Source organism: Solwaraspora sp. WMMB335 (assembly GCF_049179075.1).
Classification (GTDB): domain Bacteria; phylum Actinomycetota; class Actinomycetes; order Mycobacteriales; family Micromonosporaceae; genus Micromonospora_E.
Window position 1 is genome coordinate 1,843,549 of record NZ_JBMHMF010000001.1, and the last position, 18,746, is coordinate 1,862,294.

The window sequence follows — 18,746 nt, forward strand, 5'->3', positions numbered from 1 at the left end:
GTCGACGTGACTTCGACCATCGTCGGGAGGCCGGGACCGCCGCCGCCCCGGCCTCCCGACGATCAGGAGACGAGCAGGTCGTCAATTTGATCGATCGCCGTTGTGGCCCCCTCCACCATGCCCATGTCCAGCACCTGTTGCAGCGCCTCGATCGACTCGTATCTACTCACGTAGGTCGCTCGGGTGCCGCCGTCGCGCTCGGCGAAGCCGAAGGTGTTCCTGGAGACCGGTAGTTCCGGCTTCGGATTGAAGTCCAGGTCGGCGAAGCCGTCGTCGAAGGAGAAGCATGCTGGCTCGTCCACGGCGGTGACCAGCCAGTATCCGGCGTGTTTGTCGCCTTGCGGTCCGGTCATGTAGTAGGTCACACGACCGCCGGGCGTGAGGTCGTGGTCGACCACGGTCGCCGGGTAGGTCGGCGGTCCCCACACCTTCTCCAGCTGGCGAGGGTCGGCGTAGACCTGCCAGATCCGCTCCACCGGGGCGGCGAAGTCGGCGGTGATGGTCAGGGTCAGGTTGTCAATGTCCTGCTGGACGTCGGTCACGGGCATTGCTCAGTCCTCCTGATGATGATGGGAGTCGGATGCGACGAGTGCGTCGATGCGTGCGATATGGCCACGCCAGACCTGTTCGAGCTCGGCGAGCATGGACGCCACCGAGCGCACGGCCGCCACGTCGCCGCTGGCCAACTGCTCACGACCGCTGCGTCGCTTGGTCAGCAGACCGGCCTTCTCCAGCACGGCGACGTGTTTCTGCACGGCGGCGAAGCTCATGTCGTACTTGGCGGCGAGCGCGGAGACGGAGTGCTCCCCGGCCAGCACCCGGCGCAGGATGTCACGCCGGGTCCGGTCAGCGAGCGCGTGGAACATGGCGTCCGCCCGGTCTGCGCCCTCCTCGATCACCCGGCCAATATACAACCAGATAGTTGTACGTTGTCACCATCGTCGCCTGACGCGGTGGGGTCGGGTCGGGGCATCGGCTCCAGACGTCGGTGTGGCAAGGCACTACTCGCCCGGGACCTTTGGCCCATCCCGGGCCGATGTCGTGCGGCCGATGCTGAGGTATGCGCTCATCCATCGAGCCCATCGAGCCCATCGAGCCCGCCGGACCGGTCACGGTCTCCCCGTGGACGGTGAAGGTGGCGGCCGGCTCGCTGTTCTTCCTCGGCGTCACGGCCGTCGGCGGGGGTGCGGAGATGTGGCTGTATCCGCACGGCAACGACTTTGTGCCCGGCGAGTGGCTCCACGACCTGCCGCTGATCGACACCTGGCGCCTACCCGGGCTGGTGCTGGGGGTCGGTCTCGGGCTCGGCTCACTGATCACGGCGTTCGGGCTTCTGCGTCGGCCCCGGTGGCGCCGGCTCGCGCCGGTGGAGCGGCTGACCGGCCGGCACTGGTCGTGGGCTGCCACCGGATTGTCGGGGATCGCGCTCGGTGGATGGATTCTGCTGGAGGTCGTCCTGCTGCCTCAGCGATCGATGATCGAGGTACTCTACGGCGCTCTGGCGGCCGGGCTCGTAGGGCTGTGCTCGACCGCGTCGTTGCGGCGTTCGCTGGCGTTGCCGTCGGACCGGGACGTCGTGTCCGATCCGCCGGCCCGTGGGCGGTAGCGATGTCCGCGGCACCATCCGCAGCCCGCCGCCCCGCCAGTGCACGGGCGGGCCGGATATGGGCCGTGTTGGCTGCGTCGAGCCTGGTCCGGTTGATCCGCCGAGCGTGGCAACGAGCGGCGGGACCCGGCCGTCGCAGGTCCACACCGGAGCTTGGACTTTCGAACCGGGAGCGGAGTCTCATCGGACTCGAGGAGATGCTGGCTATCAGCGCGATAGGTGGTTCTCTCGGGCTGATAACCGGTGGTTTCGACCTCGGGCCCGCCACCAGTGACCTACCGTTCGCCTCCCCGGTCCTGGCCGGCGCAGCTTTGGCGGTGGTCAACGGCGTCCTGCCCGGTGTCGTGGTGATCGCGGCGATCAACCGACGGTCGTGGGCACCGGTCGGTCACCTCGTCGTCGGAGCCGCCCTGGTTATGTGGATCATCGTCCAGGTCGCGTTCATCGGTCTGGTCTCCTGGCTCCAGCCCGTCTTCTTCGTGTACGGGCAGGTCGTCCTCGGCCTTGCGCTCAACCCGTTCCTACGTCCTCCAGACAAACTGGGTACGTTCACCGACCATGAATGATCATCTCGTGGTGTGGGCCCCTCCGTTGACGTGCACGGTCTGTCCGGTGGTGTGGCGTGCGCCGTCGGAGGCCAGGAAGTAGGTGGTCGCAGCGATGTCGCTGGGCTGCCCCGGTCGCTTGTTGTGTGTCGCGTCGACCAGGGCGGTTCGCCGTTGCTCGCTGAGTTTGCCCCGGAAGAAGTCGGTTTCAGCGATATATCCGGGACCGATGAGGTTGACGGTAACGCCGTTGGCGCCAAGTACGCCTCCACCTCCTACGGCGCAGCCAAGGCGGCCCTGGCCGCATGGACTGCCGGACTATCGTCGACGGTGGGCGCCGATTCCCGCCGAACTGCTGGCCAGGGCGGTCCTCGCCGACGAACTCGCCGCACCCACCGCCGAATCGGCGGTACGGATGCGGCTGACCCAGGCACTCGCCGAGATGCCCCCAACCATCGCGCTGGACACCGTACGGCGACCCGGTGACACCCGATCGGGCCACGACGGTCGAAAACCGCCAGCGGGCCCGTCGAACAGCCATACGACGTGCCACCACCCGGGTCGAGACCCGACGGGGGAGCCGTACGAGGCCGACGGGGGAACCGGATCGCCTCCGGCTCCCCCCTCGCAACGCGTCGGCTCAGCTGCAGCCGGAGGTGGAGCCGCAGCCCTCACAGACGTAGCAGCTACCAGCCGGACGCATCTTCGTACCGCAGGTGAAGCAGAGCGGGGCGTCCGCCGCCTTGCCGATCACCGCCTCCAGCAACTCCGTCGACGAGTGCGCCGACGGCGGTGCCGGCGTGGCGGCGGCCGGCACGGACGCCGTACCCACGGCGAGGTCGGCCGTTGACGCGGCCTTGCCCTCCGGATGCTTCGGCTCGACCGGCGCGGAGGCCGCCATCACGGACAGGTCCACCGTCGTCTCGCTGTCGCCCTCGGCTTCGGCCCGCAGCTGTGCGGTCCGCTCGGCGGCGGTGAAGATGCCCAGTTCGGCCCGGCGTTCGTACGGCAGGAAGTCCAACGCCAGGCGGCGGAAGATGTAGTCCATCACCGACGAGGCCATCCGTACGTCCGAGTCGTCGGTCATGCCGGCCGGCTCGAACCGCATGTTGGTGAACTTTGCGACGAAGGTCTCCAGCGGCACGCCGTACTGCAGGCCGATCGAGATGGCCACCGAGAAGGCGTCCATCACCCCGGCCAGGGTCGACCCCTGCTTCGACATCTTCAGGAAGACCTCGCCGAGCCCGTCGTCCGGGTACGACGATGCGGTCAGGTAGCCCTCGGCCCCACCGACCGAGAACGACACCGTCTCCGACGGACGCTTCTTCGGCAGCCGCTTACGCACCGGGCGGTACTCGACGACCTTCTCGACGACCTTCTCCACCACCTTGGCCTGCTCGGCGGCGGTGGCCTGGGCGGCCTTGTCGGACTTGGCCGCCGACAGCGGCTGGCCCACCTTGCAGTTGTCCCGGTAGATCGCCAGCGCCTTGAGGCCCAGCTTCCAACCCTCGAAGTAGATCCGCTCGACCTCGGCGACGGTCGCCGACTCTGGCATGTTGACCGTCTTGGAGATCGCTCCGGAGATGAACGGCTGCACCGCCGCCATCATTCGCACGTGCCCCATCGGCGCGATCGACCGCTCCCCCATCGCGCAGTCGAACACCGGGTAGTGCTCGGTCCGCAGGCTCGGCGCGTCGACCACGTGCCCGTGGTCGGCGATGTGCTCGACGATTGCCTCGACCTGCTCCTCCGGGTAGCCGAGGCTGCGCAGCGCGCGCGGCACCGTCTGGTTGACGATCTGCATCGAACCGCCGCCGACCAGTTTCTTGAACTTGACCAGCGCCAGATCAGGCTCCACCCCGGTGGTGTCGCAGTCCATCATCAGGCCGATGGTGTTGTGACTGACGAACCCTGCGGCGACGTAGGTGACGTTGGCCGGCACCGACAGGTCGTACGTCGGCTGCACGCCACCGTCCTCGTTCGCCGCCACCGTCTCGTACAGGTAGCCGAGCGCGTGCCCGAGGCGGTCGTCGCGCACCTCGCCGTGGATCTCGCCGGCCAGCGTCCGCGACACGCCGGTCTGCTGCGGCGCGGTGACAATCTGCTCCGCCTTGCGGGCGCCGATGAAGCCGATCGTCTCCTCGTACCGGATCGCATGGTCGGTGTCGCGCAGCCGCACCTGCCAGATGTCGCTGCCCATGCCGCTGCGGGTCTGCCGGGTGGTGGTCGCCATCCCGAGGGCCAGCAGCAGGGTACGGATCTCCGCGCCGAACGACTCGGTGGACGTCGACACCGAGGGCATCCCCTCGATCACCGTCCCGTCGGCCTCGAACAGGCCACGCAGGAACGCGGTGTAGACGGTGACGTCGTTGGTCTCCAGGATCGCCGACGGCACCCGGGGCGACCAGCCCTTGCCGGTGTGTTCCGGGTGCGGCAGCGTCTTGGCGAACCCGGCCGCCTGCCACCAGCGGGCCAGCCGCACCGAGGAGAAGACGACCTCCTGGTAGCCGGTGCGCGCCGCGACCTCCGGTTCCAGCCCGAACAGGCCCTTGCCGAGCACCCGCAGCCGTTCCACCACGTCGAGGTCGGTGTCGGCGACGGCGAACCGCAGCCCTTTGGCGTGCAGGCTGCCGTCACCCATGAAGTAGCCGACCAGTTCGGCCAGCTCGGCGTCGACCGCGTCCGGCACGTACAGTCGCCGGTCGCTGGCGTGGTACGCCTGGTCGAGCACCGGCAGCGGCACCCGACGTGGTTCGCCGACCAGCGTGCCGAGCTGCACCGGGACCACATCGCCGGGGGCGACCTCGGCCATCCGCTTCCAGACCCATTCGCCGGTCACCGGTTCCACCACCTTGATCCGGTGGGCCAGGGTGCCCTGGATCTGGTAGCCGCCGTCGGTGACCACCCGGCGGGTGGGCTCCTCGCCGTTGACGAAGAACTTCGTCGCCTGGCGGGCTCCCTCGTCGGTCGACACCATCATGTCGAGGTCCTGCCAGCGGTCGCCGTAGACGTCGCCGATCTCACCGAGTCGCATCAGCCCACGGTCGGTGGTCACCATCGTGTCCGGGGTGAGGCAACCGGTCGGCGCGAGTACGCTTGCCTGGGAATTGCGCCAGCCGTTCTTTTCGCCGATTTTGTTGCCCATTTCCCATTGCCGGGCGGCTTCGCGGGCCAGGGCGGTGGCGGTCGGGCCGGTCGGGCGGATCTCGTCGCTGGCGGCGGCGTGCTTGCGCATCACCCGCTGGTGGCCTTCGGCGTTGCGGGCGTAGCCGTCGTAGGCGCCGACCACACCGGCCAGTTCGGCGGAGCGGCGGTACGCCGTACCGGTCATCACCGAGGTGATGGCGGCGGCGTAGGAGCGGCCGGCTTCCGAGTCGTACGGCAGGCCGGAGGCCATCAGCAGGGCACCGAGGTTGGCGTAGCCGATGCCGAGCTGCCGGTACGCCCGGGTGGTCTCGCCGATCTTCTGCGTCGGGAAGTCGGCGAAGCAGATGGAGATGTCCATCGCGGTGATGACGAACTCGACGGAGCGGACGAACCTCTCCACCTCGAAGCCGCCGTCGGCCCGTAGGAATTTCATCAAATTCAGCGACGCAAGATTGCACGACGAATTATCCAAATGCAAGTATTCCGAGCAGGGATTAGACGCGGTGATGCGTCCACTCTCCGGGCAGGTGTGCCAGTCGTTGATCGTGTCGTCGTACTGCAGACCCGGGTCGGCGCATTCCCAGGCGGCCTGCGCGATGGTGCCGAACAGCTTCTTGGCGTCGACGGTGTCGATCATCGAGCCGTCGAGCCGGGCACGCAGGTCGAAGCTGCCGCCGTCCTCGTACGCCCGCATGAACTCGTCGGAGACCCGGACCGAGTTGTTGGCGTTCTGGTACTGGACGCTGACGATGTCGGCACCGCCGAGGTCCATGTCGAACCCGGCGTCGCGCAGCGCCCGGATCTTGTCCTCCTCGCGGGCCTTGGTCTGCACGAACTCCTCGATGTCGGGGTGGTCGACGTCGAGGATGACCATCTTGGCGGCACGGCGGGTGGCGCCGCCGGACTTGATGGTGCCGGCCGAGGCGTCGGCGCCGCGCATGAAGCTGACCGGGCCGGAGGCGGTGCCGCCGCTGGACAGCAGCTCCTTGGAGGAGCGGATCCGGGACAGGTTGACCCCGGACCCGGAGCCGCCCTTGAAGATCAGCCCTTCCTCTTTGTACCAATCGAGGATGGAATCCATCGAATCATCCACAGAAAGGATGAAACAGGCTGATACCTGTTGCGGTGAGGCGGTGCCGACGTTGAACCAGACCGGCGAGTTGAAGCTGAACACCTGGTGCAGCAGCATCCAGGTCAGCTCGTGCTCGAAGATCTCGGCGTCGCCCGGGGTGGCGAAGTAGCCGTGCCGCTCCCCCGCCGCCCGGTAGGTCTTGACCACCCGGTCGATCAACTGCTTGAGCGACCATTCCCGCTGCGGGGTCCCCACCGCCCCCCGGAAGTACTTGGTGGTGACGATGTTGGCCGCGTTGACGCTCCACGACTCCGGGAACTCCACGCCGCGCTGCTCGAAGTTGACCGTACCGTCGCGCCAGTTGGTCATCACCACGTCGCGGCGCTGCCAGCTCACCTCGTCGTACGGGTGCACGCCCTCGCTGGTCCACACCCGCTCGACGGTCAGGCCGCCCGCGCCGGCCCTGGCCCGCACCCGCCCGTTGGCGCCCGGCTTACCGTTGCCACCCGCCTTGCCGTTGGCCTTGGCTGTGCCGCTACCGCCGCTACCGCCGGTGCCGCCTGTCTTCGCGGTCGCACCTTCCCCCGCCATCTGATCGCCCCCTCAGGCTTGCGCGCAGCACCCCGCCACGCTGTTGCTCTACGTCTGTGATGTTTCGCGCTTTCTGGCCGGCGTACGGCTGGACGCGCGACACGCGCGTCGGCCGCCGACCCGGCCGGGTCGGCGATCAGCCGGGTGCCGTCCCGGCCGCCACCGGGTCGGTACCGGCCGCCACCCGGTCGGCGTCAGCGGCCAGGGCCGCCCCGGCGGTCCGCGCCGCCGCCACGGCCCGCAACGTATCGATTTCCCGCTCGAAGTCGTCGAGCGAGTCGAACGAGCGGTAGACGCTGGCGAAGCGCAGGTAGGCCACCTCGTCCAGGTCGCGCAGTGGGCCGAGGATCGCCAAGCCGACGTCGTGGCTGGGGAGTTCGGCCGCGCCCTTGGCGCGTACGGTCTCTTCGACCTTCTGCGCCAGCAGGGCGATGGCGTCGTCGTCCACCGGGCGGCCCTGGCAGGCCTTGCGCACCCCACCGACGATCTTGGCACGGCTGAACGGTTCGGTGACGCCACTACGCTTGACCACGGCGAGGACGGCCTCCTCGACGGTGGTGAACCGCTTGCCGCATTCCGGGCACGACCGGCGGCGGCGGATGAGCTGGCCGTCGTCGGCTTCCCGGGAATCGACCACGCGAGAGTCGGCGTGCCGGCAGTACGGGCAGCGCATGCCGAAGCTCCTTCCGTCAGCCGCGTGGATCGGGCAGGCGCGAGTGCCGTACCCGCACCCGACCTACCGGGTGCGTACGGTCAGCCTCCAGGCCGGTAGACCCAACCTGTGGACAACTTACGCCTCTGTAACTACTAGATGTTGGGGTCGACGGTAGGCCGCGACCGAGTCTCGGTCAAGTTGAACGGCCCGATCCGGCGCGTCGTCACTGTCCCAACATCGCGATCTGGCCGAGGGTTACCACCACCAGGTCGAACCTTTTACAATCGAACACTAGTACGATCAGACGACGTCGGTCTCGTGGGCACCCGGCCGGGTGGTTTCCACCGGATCGGACCGGCGCGATTCGACGCGACACGCCGGAGCCACATCTCGTACAGATGTTTGAACCTGGCCAACTCTGCGGATACGGTCATGGTCAAACACCGACGGTGAGCCGATCCAGCCGGCGGCTGGCGGCCCGGGGAAAGGACGGACGTGTCGACCGACGACAAGGCAGGCCGGCCCCAACAGGCGACCGGGAGCGGCACCGCGGCGACGGCGAACGCCGGCGTGTCGGTGCGGGGGCGGCGCACCAGCCGGTCGGGCGAGCCGCGGTTGCGCGCCGTCACGCCGGTGGTGAGTGCCTTCCCGGATCCGGTCACCAGCGAGCTGACCGCCCGACAGCGACGGATTCTGGAGTTCATCCGCACCTGGGTGGATCGGCACGGCTATCCGCCCAGCGTGCGCGAGATCGGTGAGGCGGTCGGCCTGGTGTCGCCGTCGAGCGTGGCGTACCAGCTCAAGGAGTTGGAGCGGAAGGGATTTCTGCGCCGCGACCCGAACCGGCCACGCGCGGTCGACGTCCGGCCGCCGACCGAGGCGGTGGACGACGAAGCGGAACGCGCGCTGCGGCCCACTCCGGCGTACGTGCCGATGCTGGGGCGCATCGCTGCGGGTGGCCCGATCCTGGCCGAGCAGGCCGTCGAGGACGTCTTTCCGCTGCCCCGCGAGCTGGTGGGTGAGGGCGAGGTCTTCATGCTCCAGGTCAAGGGTGACTCGATGATCGACGCGGCGATCTGTGACGGTGACTGGGTGGTGGTCCGCCAGCAGCCCACCGCCGACTCGGGCGAGATAGTGGCGGCGATGATCGACGGCGAGGCAACGGTCAAGACCTACCGACGGCGAGACGGGCATGTGTGGCTGATGCCGCAGAATGCGGCGTTTGACCCGATCCCGGGTGACGAGGCCACGATCATGGGCCGCGTGGTGGCGGTGCTCCGCCGGGTCTGATCAGCGGGGTTCGTCGGGTGGAACGGCGGTGGAACGGCCGTACACCCCGGCCGATCCTCTGGTGCGCCCGCCGGGCCGCGGCGCGGCGGCGCCCCCACCGCTAACGGATTCCTCGCCCCGGTAGTCGTCGTAGCGGTCGGCCGGATACCCACCGGCGGGATAGTCGCCGCCGACGTCGGCCCCGCCGGGGTATCCGCCGCCACCGCCGTATACCCCACCACCCGATTGGCGGGTCGGCGGCCCGGGTTTGGCCGAACCGTACACTGCGCCGGAGCCGTAGACAGCGCCAGAGCCTGCCGGCTTGGCCGCTCCGTACCCGCCACCGGCCGGTTGGGCCGCTGCCGGGTATCCGGTGCCGACAGGTCGACCGGTGCCGTATCCCCCGCTGCCGAGCCGGTCGCTGGCGTACCGATCGCCGCCGGGCCGGTCACCACCGGGCCGGTCGCCACCGAGCCCGGCGGCGGCGGCATCGGCCGAGCGGTCGGTCCGCGCACCGGCAGGAACCCGCCGTGCGGTACGTCGAGCCCGGACGATGCCGTAGATCCCGACGCCCACCAGGGCCGCGCCGAGCAGTCCGACGGCGGCGATCAGGTAGTTGATGTCCTGCAGCGTGATCCGGTTGACCCAGGAGGGACCGTCGCTGCCGCCGCCCGCGTCGGCGGCGTCTTGGGTGGCGACTTCGGTGCTCGGCGTGTAGCGCAGGATCTCGACCGGAGTCTCCTCGTCGAGCGTGGCCACGTCCGAGGCGGTGAGGAAGCGGGTGCCGTCCGGGGTGTACGCGATCGCCTCACCGAACGGGTCGGCCAGTGGGGTGACCCGGGGCAGGTCGTCGCCGGTCAGCGCCGCCACGATGTCGCCCTCGGCCGGCACGTCCCACTCGAAGGCGTCGGCATAGGTCCGCACGACCACTCGGGCGCCGTCGGGCGACCGGGCGGCTCCGGTGATGGTGAGCCGGCCCGCGGCGGCGAACAGGTTCGGGGTGTCGGTACGGGGCAGCGTGAGCTCGCCGACCTTCTCCATCGGCACGGGATCGTCATTGTTGCTGCGCAGCGGCTCCACCGGGCGGTAGAGGCCGGCCGGACCGGTTTCCTTGGTGAGGATCAGCGGCATGCCGTCGTTGCCGATGAGCAGTGCCTCGGCGTCGTGCGGTCCGTCCGGGTAGCTGACCCGGTGGATCTGCGGCTGGGCGGAACCGTCCACCGGCATGGACCACAGGGCGACCCGTTCCCGTCGTTCGTCGTTGGTCGGGTTGTCGCCGACGTCGGCGATCCACAGCGTCTGCCCGTCCGGGGAGACGGTGAGGTCCTCCGGGTCCAGCGGCGGTGTCGGGTATTCCACGGCCTGCTGGACCTCGCAGGAGGTGTCGAGGAAGAACACCCGTTCGTTCTGCTCGATCTCGGTGCCGTCGTTGACGACGATGTAGCCACCGGTGGTGCCCACCAGGCCGGAGATTTCCTGCAGGCGCTCGTCGGTGACTCGGCAGACCGGCTCTCCCGCCGCCGCCTGCTGTTGGGCGGCCTGCGTCGTCGGATCCTGGGCGGGCAGCCCAACCGGACCCTGCGCGGGGAGCGCGACGGCAGGTCCAGCCGCCACGGCCAGGTGGACCGCGAGCAGTCCGGTGACGATCGCGATCGGGGTCAGGAACCGACGCATCCGACGAGTGTCGCATGCCGCCCTGGGTGCGAGTGTTACGCACTGATCAATCACTTGACGTACGCGCTACACCACTAGGAGTGGTATTCGAAAGGTGCAAGCTCTGCGGCGAGTGCCTCGTCGACCCGGGCGTGCAACTCGGTCCCGAGACCGGTGTGCCTGGTATCGATCACCTCGCCACGGTGGTGCACCCGGGAGACGAGATCACCCCGGTGGTACGGCAGCACGACCCGTACCTGCACGGCCGGACGGGGCAGCCGGGCCTCGATCGCCAGGCGCAGGTCGTCGATGCCGATGGCCCGCCGCGCCGACACGAACACGGCGTCCGGCCAGAGCCGCTTGAGCCGCAGCAGTTCCTCCTCGCTCGCCGCATCGACCTTGTTGACGACGAGCAGTTCGGGCCGGCGGTCCGCGCCGACCTCGGCGAGCACCTCCCGTACCGCCCGGACCTGCTCCTCGGGATCGGGGTGGGAGCCGTCGACGACGTGCACCACGAGGTCCGCCTCGGCGACCTCTTCCAGGGTCGACCGGAACGCTTCGACGATCTGGTGGGGCAGGTGCCGGACGAAGCCGACGGTGTCCGACAGCGTGTAGGCCCGGCCGTCCGCCGTGTGGGCCCGCCGCGTGGTCGGGTCCAGCGTGGCGAACAGCGCGTCCTCCACCAGCACCCCGGCTCCGGTGATCCGGTTCAGCAGGCTCGACTTGCCGGCGTTGGTGTAGCCGGCGATGGCCACCGCCGGCACCGCGTTACGGGTACGTCGGGCACGCTTGGTCTGCCGTACCGTGCGCATGCCCTTGATCTCCCGGCGCAGGCGGGAGATACGGGTCCGGATCCGACGCCGATCGGTCTCCAGCTTCGTCTCGCCCGGGCCGCGCAGCCCCACGCCGCCGCCGGCACCACCGCCCCGGCCGCTACCGCCGGTCTGCCGTGACAGCGCCTCACCCCAGCCGCGCAGCCGGGGCAGCAGGTACTCCAGCTGGGCCAGCTCGACCTGGGCCTTGCCCTCCTTGCTCTTGGCGTGCTGGGCGAAGATGTCCAGGATCAGCGCCGTCCGGTCGATGACCTTGACCTTGACGGACTGTTCCAGATTGCGCAGTTGGGACGGGGACAGCTCGCCGTCGCAGATCACCGTGTCCGCGCCGGAGCTGAGGACGACGTCGCCCAGCTCACCGACCTTGCCGCGACCCACGTAGGTGGCCGGGTCCGGCCGGTCACGACGCTGGATCAGGCCTTCGAGCACGTGCGAACCGGCGGTTTCGGCGAGCGCGGCGAGCTCGGTCAGCGAGTTCTCCGCGTCGGTCACCGTGCCACTGTCCCAGACTCCCACCAGCACCACCCGTTCCAGCCGCAGCTGGCGGTATTCGACCTCGGTGATGTCGGCGAGCTCGGTGGACAGGCCGGCGACGCGGCGCAACGCGTGCCGGTCGGCCAGCTCCAACTCGCCGGCCGTCGCCGCGTCGTCGGGCCCTGCCCCGTCTCCGGTGGTCGCGGTCGGGGCGACGATCGCCTGGTCGAACGGCGTCTGGACCGGATCGTCGGCGTGATATGTACGCAAAAGCTGCCTCCTCAGGCCTCGATCGTGACACGCCAGACGCCGGTTCGCACCTGAAAATCGTGCCGTTGCACCCGGAAATCGCCCGCCCGAACCGCCGGTGCGTAGGCCGGGGCGGGTCCGTGACAGATCACGCGCAAGAATGGTCATCGCGGCCTGATCCGGCCGCCCCCACCAACGACGGAGGGACCCGTGGCCACCACGCGCCTGCCCAGCGCCGGCTTTTCCATCACCATCCGGATCAGCATCCCCGCCGACGCGTCGGCGATCGGTCGGCTGACGACCTGTGTCGGCGAGGCCGGCGCCATCGTTACCGCGCTGGACGTGGTCGATTCCGACCCGGTGAGCGTGGTGGTCGACCTGACCTGCGACACCGCCGACTCGACGCACGCCGACGACGTGGTCAAGGAGGTGGAGGCCCTCGACGGCGTCGAGGTCCGCAAGGTGTCCGACCGGACCTTCCTGCTGCATCTCGGTGGCAAGATCGAGGTGTCGCCGAAGGTGTCGCTGCGCAACCGCGACGAGCTCTCCCGGGCGTACACCCCGGGGGTCGCCCGGGTCTGCCTGGCTATCGCCGAGAATCCGGCGGACGCGCGCCGGCTGACGATCAAGCGCAACACGGTGGCGGTGGTGACCGACGGATCGGCGGTGCTCGGGCTCGGCAATCTGGGTCCGGCGGCCGCGCTGCCGGTGATGGAGGGCAAGGCGGCCCTGTTCAAGCGGTTCGGTGACGTCGACGCCTGGCCGGTGGTGCTGGACACCCAGGACCCGGACGAGATCGTGTCGATCGTGCGGGCGATCGCCCCCGGCTACGGCGGGATCAACCTGGAGGACATCGCCGCCCCCCGCTGCTTCGAGATCGAGTCGAAGTTGCGCGACCTGCTGGACATCCCGGTGTTCCACGACGACCAGCACGGTACGGCGATCTGCGTACTCGCCGCGCTGACCAATGCCCTGCGGGTGGTGGGCAAGCAGCTCGGTGACGTCCGGGTGGTGGTCTCCGGCGCCGGAGCGGCCGGCACCGCGATCATCAAGCTGCTGCTGCGCCAGGGGGTCGGTGACGTCATCGCGTACGACCGCCCAGGTGCGCTGCACCGTGGCCTGTCCGGATTGAATCCGACCTGGCAGTGGCTGGCCGACAACACCAACGCGACCGGTTACGCCGGAGACCTGCCCGGCGCGGTCCGGGGGGCCGACGTGTTCATCGGGGTCAGCGCGCCCAATCTGCTCACCGGCGACGACATCGCCGCGATGGCGCCCGACGCGATCGTCTTCGCGCTGGCCAATCCCGATCCGGAGGTGGACCCTCGCGAGGCGCGCCGGCACGCCGCCGTGGTCGCGACCGGTCGTTCCGACCAGCCGAACCAGATCAACAACGTGTTGGCCTTCCCCGGCGTGTTCCGGGGAATGCTGGATGCGCACGCGGAGACGTTCACCGACGACATGGCCCTGGCGGCGGCGCAGGCGATCGCCGACGTGGTGGGCGAGGACCGGATCAACCCGACGGTGATCGTGCCGAGCGTGTTCGACTCCCGGGTGGCACCGGCGGTGGCCGCCGCCGTCCGGGCGGCCGCGCAGACACGTACCGCGGTCGGTGGCACCGCCGCCGTCGCCCAGGCCGGGCCGGCAGCTGTCGAGCAACGCCCGGCCGCCGCGCCCAGCCCCGCCTGAGGCTGGCGGCCCGCTGCGGTGGGCCGGCCTTCGGCAGGGCCGGTTCAGCGGCGCAGCAACGCCGAACGCGCGGCCGTGACCAGATCGGCCCGGTCGGCGTCGAGCCAGCGCACCCGGTCGTCGCGACGGAACCAGGAACGCTGGCGACGGACGAAGCGGCGGGTCGCCCGTACGGTGTCGGACCGCGCCTCCGGCTCGCCGCACCCGCCGTCGATCATCCGCAGCACCTGCTGGTAGCCAAGCGCGCGGCTCGCCGTACGACCGTCGCGCAGCCCGCGTCCGATCAGTGTGCGGGTCTCGGCGACCAGGCCCGCCGCCCACATCCGGTCGACCCGGTCCGCGATCCGTTCGTCGAGCTGGTCGGTCGGCAGGTCGACACCGAGCTGTACGGCGTCGTAGTGCGGCACCGGGTCGGGCAACGCGGTGGTGAACGGCCGACCGGTCAGCTCGATCACTTCCAACGCCCGGACGATGCGCCGGCCGTTGCCGGGCAGGATGGCGGCCGCGGCGGACGGATCGACCGCGGCCAGGCGCGCGTGCAACGACGCCGGCCCGACCTGGGCGAGCTCGGCTTCGAGGCGGTCCCGCAGCGCCGGGTCGGTGCCGGGAAACTCGAATCTCTCCAGGACGGCGCGCACGTACAGCCCGGATCCGCCGACCAGCAGCGGCACCCGCCCCCGGCGCAGGACGTCGTCGATCGCGGCCCGGGCGAGCCGCTGGTACTCGGCGACGCTGGCGGTGGTGGTGACCGGCCAGATGTCGAGCAGGTGATGCGGTACGCCGGCGCGCTCGTCGACGGTGAGTTTGGCGGTGCCGATGTCGAGGCCCTGGTAGAGCTGCATCGAGTCGGCGTTGACGATCTCGGCCCCGAGCTGTTGGGCCAGCGTGACGCTGAGCGCGGACTTGCCCGCCGCGGTGGGCCCGACGATCGCCACCACCCGGTCCGGCCGGACCGTCGCCGCCGACGCGGCCACGACCGGCGACGCGCCAGCCACCGGCGACGCGCCAGCCACCGGCGAAGACGTTCCTGTCGGCGGAGTCAGGTCGTTCGTCACGTGCGGTCCCACGATGCGACAAAATACGCCACCCCGTACGGGGCCGCGTAGTAGCTGAGGTCGCCACCGAAGGTGCCGCCGGTGCCGGCCGCCGCGCCGGCGAGCACCTGCCAGGGCGCCCGGCCGGCGACCCGCAGCTCGGTCGCGAGGTCGGCGGGCAGGGCCGCCAGCCGGCGATGGTCGGCGGCGGCCAGCGCGGTGGCGACCGCGTCGTCGAAGGGCTCGGCCCGATCGTCGTGGTATCCCGGCGATGTCGGTCCTCGGCAGGCGGAGCCGTCGCCCATCACCAGTGCCACCCATGGCGTGGTCGCGGCGGCGAGTCGCTGCCCCCAACGCTGGCAGGCAGCGGCCGGCAGGGCGGCCGGCACGGCGACCGTGGTCACCTCGCGGGCGCCGAGGTCGACACCGCTGCCGGCCAGCAGCCAGGCGGCGACGGTCAAACTCAGTGGCAGTGCTGACACCTGCGCCGCGACCGGACCGCCGGCTGGGCCGGGCACACCCAGTCGTACGTCGACCGGAGCGCCCCAGCGACGGAAGCTGGCATACGTCGCGAGGCCCGCCGTTCGGGTGTCCGGCTGGCCGGCGTCGGCCGCCCCGATCACGACGATCCGGCTCGCCGGGTGTGCGAGCAGAGCGCGAACCGCCGCGGCGGCAGCGGCGCGCAGCGCGTCGAGCTCCGCCGCCGCCCGGCCGGCGATCTCGGGAACGATGACCGGCGGGTGCGGACAGACAACAGCGTGGAGCAACGACACCCGACAACGGTATCCGGATCCGTTTGGTGCCTTTAGGCAACTACCCAGTGACCGACAGTACGGCTCCCTGGCCGGATCTGCGGCGGCACATGGGTCAACTGGCGACAAGGACACCGTATGGTCACGGTCGGCGACAGGCGCTCGACGCAGGCAGGGTTGGACCTGTGACAATGCCCGGGGGAAACTTACCTGCAATCTAACTGTGCCGTGGCGGCGCCCATCGGGATACCTCGATCCAGCGGCGCCGGGAGAACAAGGATGGACACATGAGCGACTGGACGTCCTTCGGACGGGTCGATGCGGACGGCACCGTCTACGTCAAGACGGCCGATGGGGAGCGCGCGATCGGCTCCTGGCAGGCGGGAGCCCCAGAGGAAGGCTTGGCGCACTTCGCCCGCCGGTTCGCCGACCTGGTGACGGAGGTCGATCTGGCCGAGGCCCGGTTGCAGTCCGGCGCCGCGGACGCCACGCATTCACTGGCTACGATCCGACGGCTGCGCGCCTCACTGGCCGACGCCCACGTGGTGGGCGATCTGGACTCTCTCGCCGCGCGGTTGGACAAGCTCGCCGGCGTGGCTGAGCAGAAGGCGACCGAGGCGAAGGCGGCCCGCGAGACCGCCCGCGCCGAGGCGCTGGCCCGCAAGACGGCGCTCGTCGAGGAGGCCGAGAAGCTCGCGGCCGAGTCCACCGGCTGGAAGACCGCCGGCGATCGTCTCAAGGAGATCCTCGACGAGTGGAAGGCGATCCGCGGGGTCGACAAGAAGACCGACGGAGAGTTGTGGAAACGGTTCGCGGCCGCGCGCGACGGTTTCACCCGCCGACGCGGCGCCCACTTCGCCACTCTCGACGCCCAGCGCAAGCAGGCCCAGGCGGCAAAGAACGACCTCGTCGCCGAGGCGGAAACGCTGGCCGAATCGACCGACTGGGCGGCCACCGCCGCACGGCTCAAGGACCTGATGAACGACTGGAAGGCCGCGCCGCGTGCCTCGAAGGAGGCGGAGCAGAAGCTCTGGGAACGGTTCCGGGCGGCACAGGACCGGTTCTTCACCCGGCGCAGCGAAGTCTTCTCCGCCCGGGATGCCGAACAACGCGACAATCTGGAGCGTAAGCAGGCGTTGCTGACCGAACTCGAAACGACCGATGTCGATACGAATCCGCGCCAGGCGCAGGCCAAGCTACGCGAGGTGCAGGGCCAGTGGCATGACATCGGGCGGGTTCCGCGCGATGCCGCCGCTGGCCTCGACCGTCGGTTGCGGGCAGTCGAAGACCGGGTACGCGAGGCCATGGATTCGGCCTGGCGACGCACCGAACCGTCGGCGAACCCGCTGCTGACCCAGATGCGCGACCAGGTCGCCGAGGCCGAGCAGCGACTGGCCCGAGCCCAGGCCGCCGGTGACACCAAGCGGATCCGGGAGGCGGAGAAGGCGCTCGCCACCAAGCGCCAGTTCCTCGAACTCGCGGAAAAGGCCGGGTAGCCGCCGGATCCGACAGGCGACCAGTCGATCATCCGCTTCTCGATCACCCGCCTCCCGACCGCCGTGACCCGGTCGGGAGGCGCGAGCGCGGTCAGCGGTCGCAGGCCGAGGCGGCGGGTGCGGGCGCCGGCGGCGCACCGATCGTCGGCAAACCGAGCATCACCCCGGCGGTACGCGGTGAGCGCCCCGCCTCGAAGGCGTCGCCGGCCCGGGTCCGCCGGTGCGCCAGCGGCTCGCCGTCGGCGTTCAGATGGTGCGGGGCGGCGTAACTGACCACGGTGTCGACGATGTCGCCGGGACGGATCCGCCCGGTGAGCGCGCCGGCCGCGAAGTGCACCAGGCGCCCGTCACGGGCCCGTCCGGACAGCCGGCCGGTCCGGTCGTCCTTGCGGCCCTCGCCGACCGCGGCGAGGACCTCCACCCGCTGGCCGAGCAGTCGGCGGTTCTCCGCCCAGGTGATCTCCTCCAGGCAGGCGATGAGCCGGTCGTAGCGTTCCCGCACCACCGCCTTGGGCACCTGGCCCGGCATGTCGGCGGCCGGGGTGCCCGGACGCTTGGAGTACTGGAAGGTGAACGCCGAGGAGAACCGGGCCGCCCGCACGACGTCCAGGGTCCGCTCGAAGTCGGCGTCGGTCTCACCGGGGAACCCGACGATGATGTCGGTGGTGATCGCGGCGTCCGGCATCGCGTCGCGAACCTTGTCGATGATGCCGAGGTAGCGGTCCGCACGGTACGAACGGCGCATCGCCCGTAACACCGCGTCGGAGCCGGACTGCAACGGCATGTGCAGCGAGTGGCAGACGTTCGGCGTCTGGGCCATCGCCGCGATGACGTCGTCGGTGAAATCCTTGGGGTGCGGGCTGGTGAACCGGACCCGTTCCAGCCCGTCGACCTCCCCGCAGGCGCGCAGCAGCTTGCCGAAGGCGAACCGGTCGCCGAATTCCACGCCGTACGAGTTGACGTTCTGCCCGAGCAGCGTCACCTCCAGCACGCCCTCGGCCACCAGGGCCCGCACCTCGGCGAGGACGTCGCCCGGCCGGCGGTCCTTCTCCCGGCCCCGCAGCGAGGGGACGATGCAGAAGGTGCAGGTGTTGTTGCAGCCTACGGAGATCGACACCCAGCCGGCGTAGGTGGATTCCCGCCGGGCGGGCAGCGTGGAGGGGAACACCTCCAACGATTCGAGGATCTCCACCTCGGCGGCGGCGTTGTGCCGGGCCCGGTCGAGCAGCACCGGCAGCGAGCCGATGTTGTGCGTGCCGAAGACGACGTCGACCCACGGCGCGCGGCGCACGATCTCACCGCGGTCCTTCTGGGCGAGACACCCCCCGACCGCGATCTGCATCCCGGGCCGTTTCTCCTTGACCGGCCGCAGGTGGCCGAGGTTGCCGTACAGCCGGTTGTCGGCGTTCTCCCGCACGGCGCAGGTGTTGAACACGACGACGTCGGGATCGTCGGACTCGCCGGCCCGGACGTAGCCGGCAGACTCCAGCAGACCGGAGATCCGTTCGGAGTCGTGCACGTTCATCTGGCAGCCGTAGGTGCGCACCTGATAGGTACGCGGGTGGCGGGCGTGTGCTGCGCTAGTAGTCATGACACCTGACAGGGTAACCGGCGGGATCCGGACCCCGTCAGGCTCAGTGCCACCGGCCGGATCGGCATGGCCACCGGCCGGATCGGCGGG

General features: G+C 70.2%; 13 protein-coding genes and 4 pseudogenes. 5 read left to right on the forward strand and 12 right to left on the reverse strand.

Annotated elements, in window-relative coordinates; all coding sequences use genetic code 11:
* Positions 1 to 62: 62 nt before the first annotated feature.
* Together ACN27F_RS07665 and ACN27F_RS07670 are read right to left on the reverse strand one after the other, a co-directional pair.
* Complete coding sequence (locus tag ACN27F_RS07665) at positions 63 to 548, reverse strand: SRPBCC family protein (RefSeq protein WP_421431939.1); 486 nt, start codon at positions 546 to 548, stop codon at positions 63 to 65.
* A 3-nt stretch (positions 549 to 551) separates the two neighbouring features.
* Positions 552 to 899: an ArsR/SmtB family transcription factor gene (locus tag ACN27F_RS07670; RefSeq protein WP_421431941.1), complete on the reverse strand. Its 348-nt coding sequence runs from the start codon at positions 897 to 899 to the stop codon at positions 552 to 554.
* Between the two features lie 161 nt (positions 900 to 1,060).
* Between ACN27F_RS07670 and ACN27F_RS07675 the strand changes: the two genes are divergently transcribed.
* Together ACN27F_RS07675 and ACN27F_RS07680 are read left to right on the forward strand one after the other, a co-directional pair.
* Positions 1,061 to 1,606 carry a hypothetical protein gene (locus ACN27F_RS07675; protein ID WP_421431942.1) on the forward strand — a complete coding sequence of 182 codons (546 nt, stop codon included), beginning with the start codon at positions 1,061 to 1,063 and terminating at the stop codon, positions 1,604 to 1,606.
* A 197-nt stretch (positions 1,607 to 1,803) separates the two neighbouring features.
* A complete protein-coding gene (locus ACN27F_RS07680) occupies positions 1,804 to 2,172 on the forward strand; it encodes a hypothetical protein (RefSeq protein ID WP_421431944.1) in 369 nt (122 codons plus the stop codon).
* Here the strand turns inward: ACN27F_RS07680 and ACN27F_RS07685 are convergent.
* The 5 genes and pseudogenes from ACN27F_RS07685 to nrdR form a co-directional block, all read right to left on the reverse strand.
* A pseudogene (locus ACN27F_RS07685) lies at positions 2,173 to 2,400 on the reverse strand (SDR family oxidoreductase); the annotation flags it as partial.
* 391 nt (positions 2,401 to 2,791) lie between these two features.
* Positions 2,792 to 4,045 (reverse strand): annotated as a pseudogene (locus ACN27F_RS07690) (vitamin B12-dependent ribonucleotide reductase); the annotation flags it as partial.
* A 3-nt stretch (positions 4,046 to 4,048) separates the two neighbouring features.
* Positions 4,049 to 5,209: pseudogene (locus tag ACN27F_RS07695) on the reverse strand (LAGLIDADG family homing endonuclease); the annotation flags it as partial.
* Between the two features lie 12 nt (positions 5,210 to 5,221).
* Positions 5,222 to 6,961: pseudogene (locus ACN27F_RS07700) on the reverse strand (vitamin B12-dependent ribonucleotide reductase); the annotation flags it as partial.
* A gap of 136 nt (positions 6,962 to 7,097) precedes the next feature.
* Positions 7,098 to 7,634: a transcriptional regulator NrdR gene (nrdR, locus tag ACN27F_RS07705; protein WP_421431946.1), complete on the reverse strand. Its 537-nt coding sequence runs from the start codon at positions 7,632 to 7,634 to the stop codon at positions 7,098 to 7,100.
* 477 nt (positions 7,635 to 8,111) lie between these two features.
* On the opposite strand from nrdR, the gene lexA reads away from it, so the two are divergent.
* On the forward strand, positions 8,112 to 8,906 hold the full coding sequence (lexA, locus tag ACN27F_RS07710) for a transcriptional repressor LexA (RefSeq protein WP_421431947.1): 795 nt from the start codon (positions 8,112 to 8,114) through the stop codon (positions 8,904 to 8,906).
* Here lexA and ACN27F_RS07715 read toward each other — a convergent pair whose 3' ends face one another.
* Together ACN27F_RS07715 and hflX are read right to left on the reverse strand one after the other, a co-directional pair.
* On the reverse strand, positions 8,907 to 10,559 hold the full coding sequence (locus ACN27F_RS07715; protein WP_421431948.1) for a hypothetical protein: 1,653 nt from the start codon (positions 10,557 to 10,559) through the stop codon (positions 8,907 to 8,909). It abuts the gene before it with no gap.
* A 74-nt stretch (positions 10,560 to 10,633) separates the two neighbouring features.
* Positions 10,634 to 12,064, reverse strand: a complete 1,431-nt coding sequence (gene hflX / locus ACN27F_RS07720; protein ID WP_421440039.1) for a GTPase HflX — start codon at positions 12,062 to 12,064, stop codon at positions 10,634 to 10,636.
* 240 nt (positions 12,065 to 12,304) lie between these two features.
* On the opposite strand from hflX, the gene ACN27F_RS07725 reads away from it, so the two are divergent.
* Complete coding sequence (locus tag ACN27F_RS07725; RefSeq protein ID WP_421431949.1) at positions 12,305 to 13,783, forward strand: NAD-dependent malic enzyme; 1,479 nt, start codon at positions 12,305 to 12,307, stop codon at positions 13,781 to 13,783.
* 44 nt (positions 13,784 to 13,827) lie between these two features.
* Here ACN27F_RS07725 and miaA read toward each other — a convergent pair whose 3' ends face one another.
* Positions 13,828 to 14,796, reverse strand: a complete 969-nt coding sequence (gene miaA / locus ACN27F_RS07730; RefSeq protein WP_421431951.1) for a tRNA (adenosine(37)-N6)-dimethylallyltransferase MiaA — start codon at positions 14,794 to 14,796, stop codon at positions 13,828 to 13,830.
* A 38-nt stretch (positions 14,797 to 14,834) separates the two neighbouring features.
* Positions 14,835 to 15,590 (reverse strand): hypothetical protein, encoded by a 756-nt coding sequence (locus ACN27F_RS07735; protein WP_421431953.1) that lies wholly within the window; start codon positions 15,588 to 15,590, stop codon positions 14,835 to 14,837.
* 266 nt (positions 15,591 to 15,856) lie between these two features.
* On the opposite strand from ACN27F_RS07735, the gene ACN27F_RS07740 reads away from it, so the two are divergent.
* Positions 15,857 to 17,065, forward strand: a complete 1,209-nt coding sequence (locus tag ACN27F_RS07740) for a DUF349 domain-containing protein (RefSeq protein ID WP_421431955.1) — start codon at positions 15,857 to 15,859, stop codon at positions 17,063 to 17,065.
* A gap of 91 nt (positions 17,066 to 17,156) precedes the next feature.
* Here ACN27F_RS07740 and miaB read toward each other — a convergent pair whose 3' ends face one another.
* Complete coding sequence (gene miaB / locus ACN27F_RS07745) at positions 17,157 to 18,656, reverse strand: tRNA (N6-isopentenyl adenosine(37)-C2)-methylthiotransferase MiaB (protein ID WP_421431957.1); 1,500 nt, start codon at positions 18,654 to 18,656, stop codon at positions 17,157 to 17,159.
* Positions 18,657 to 18,746 lie beyond the last annotated feature (90 nt).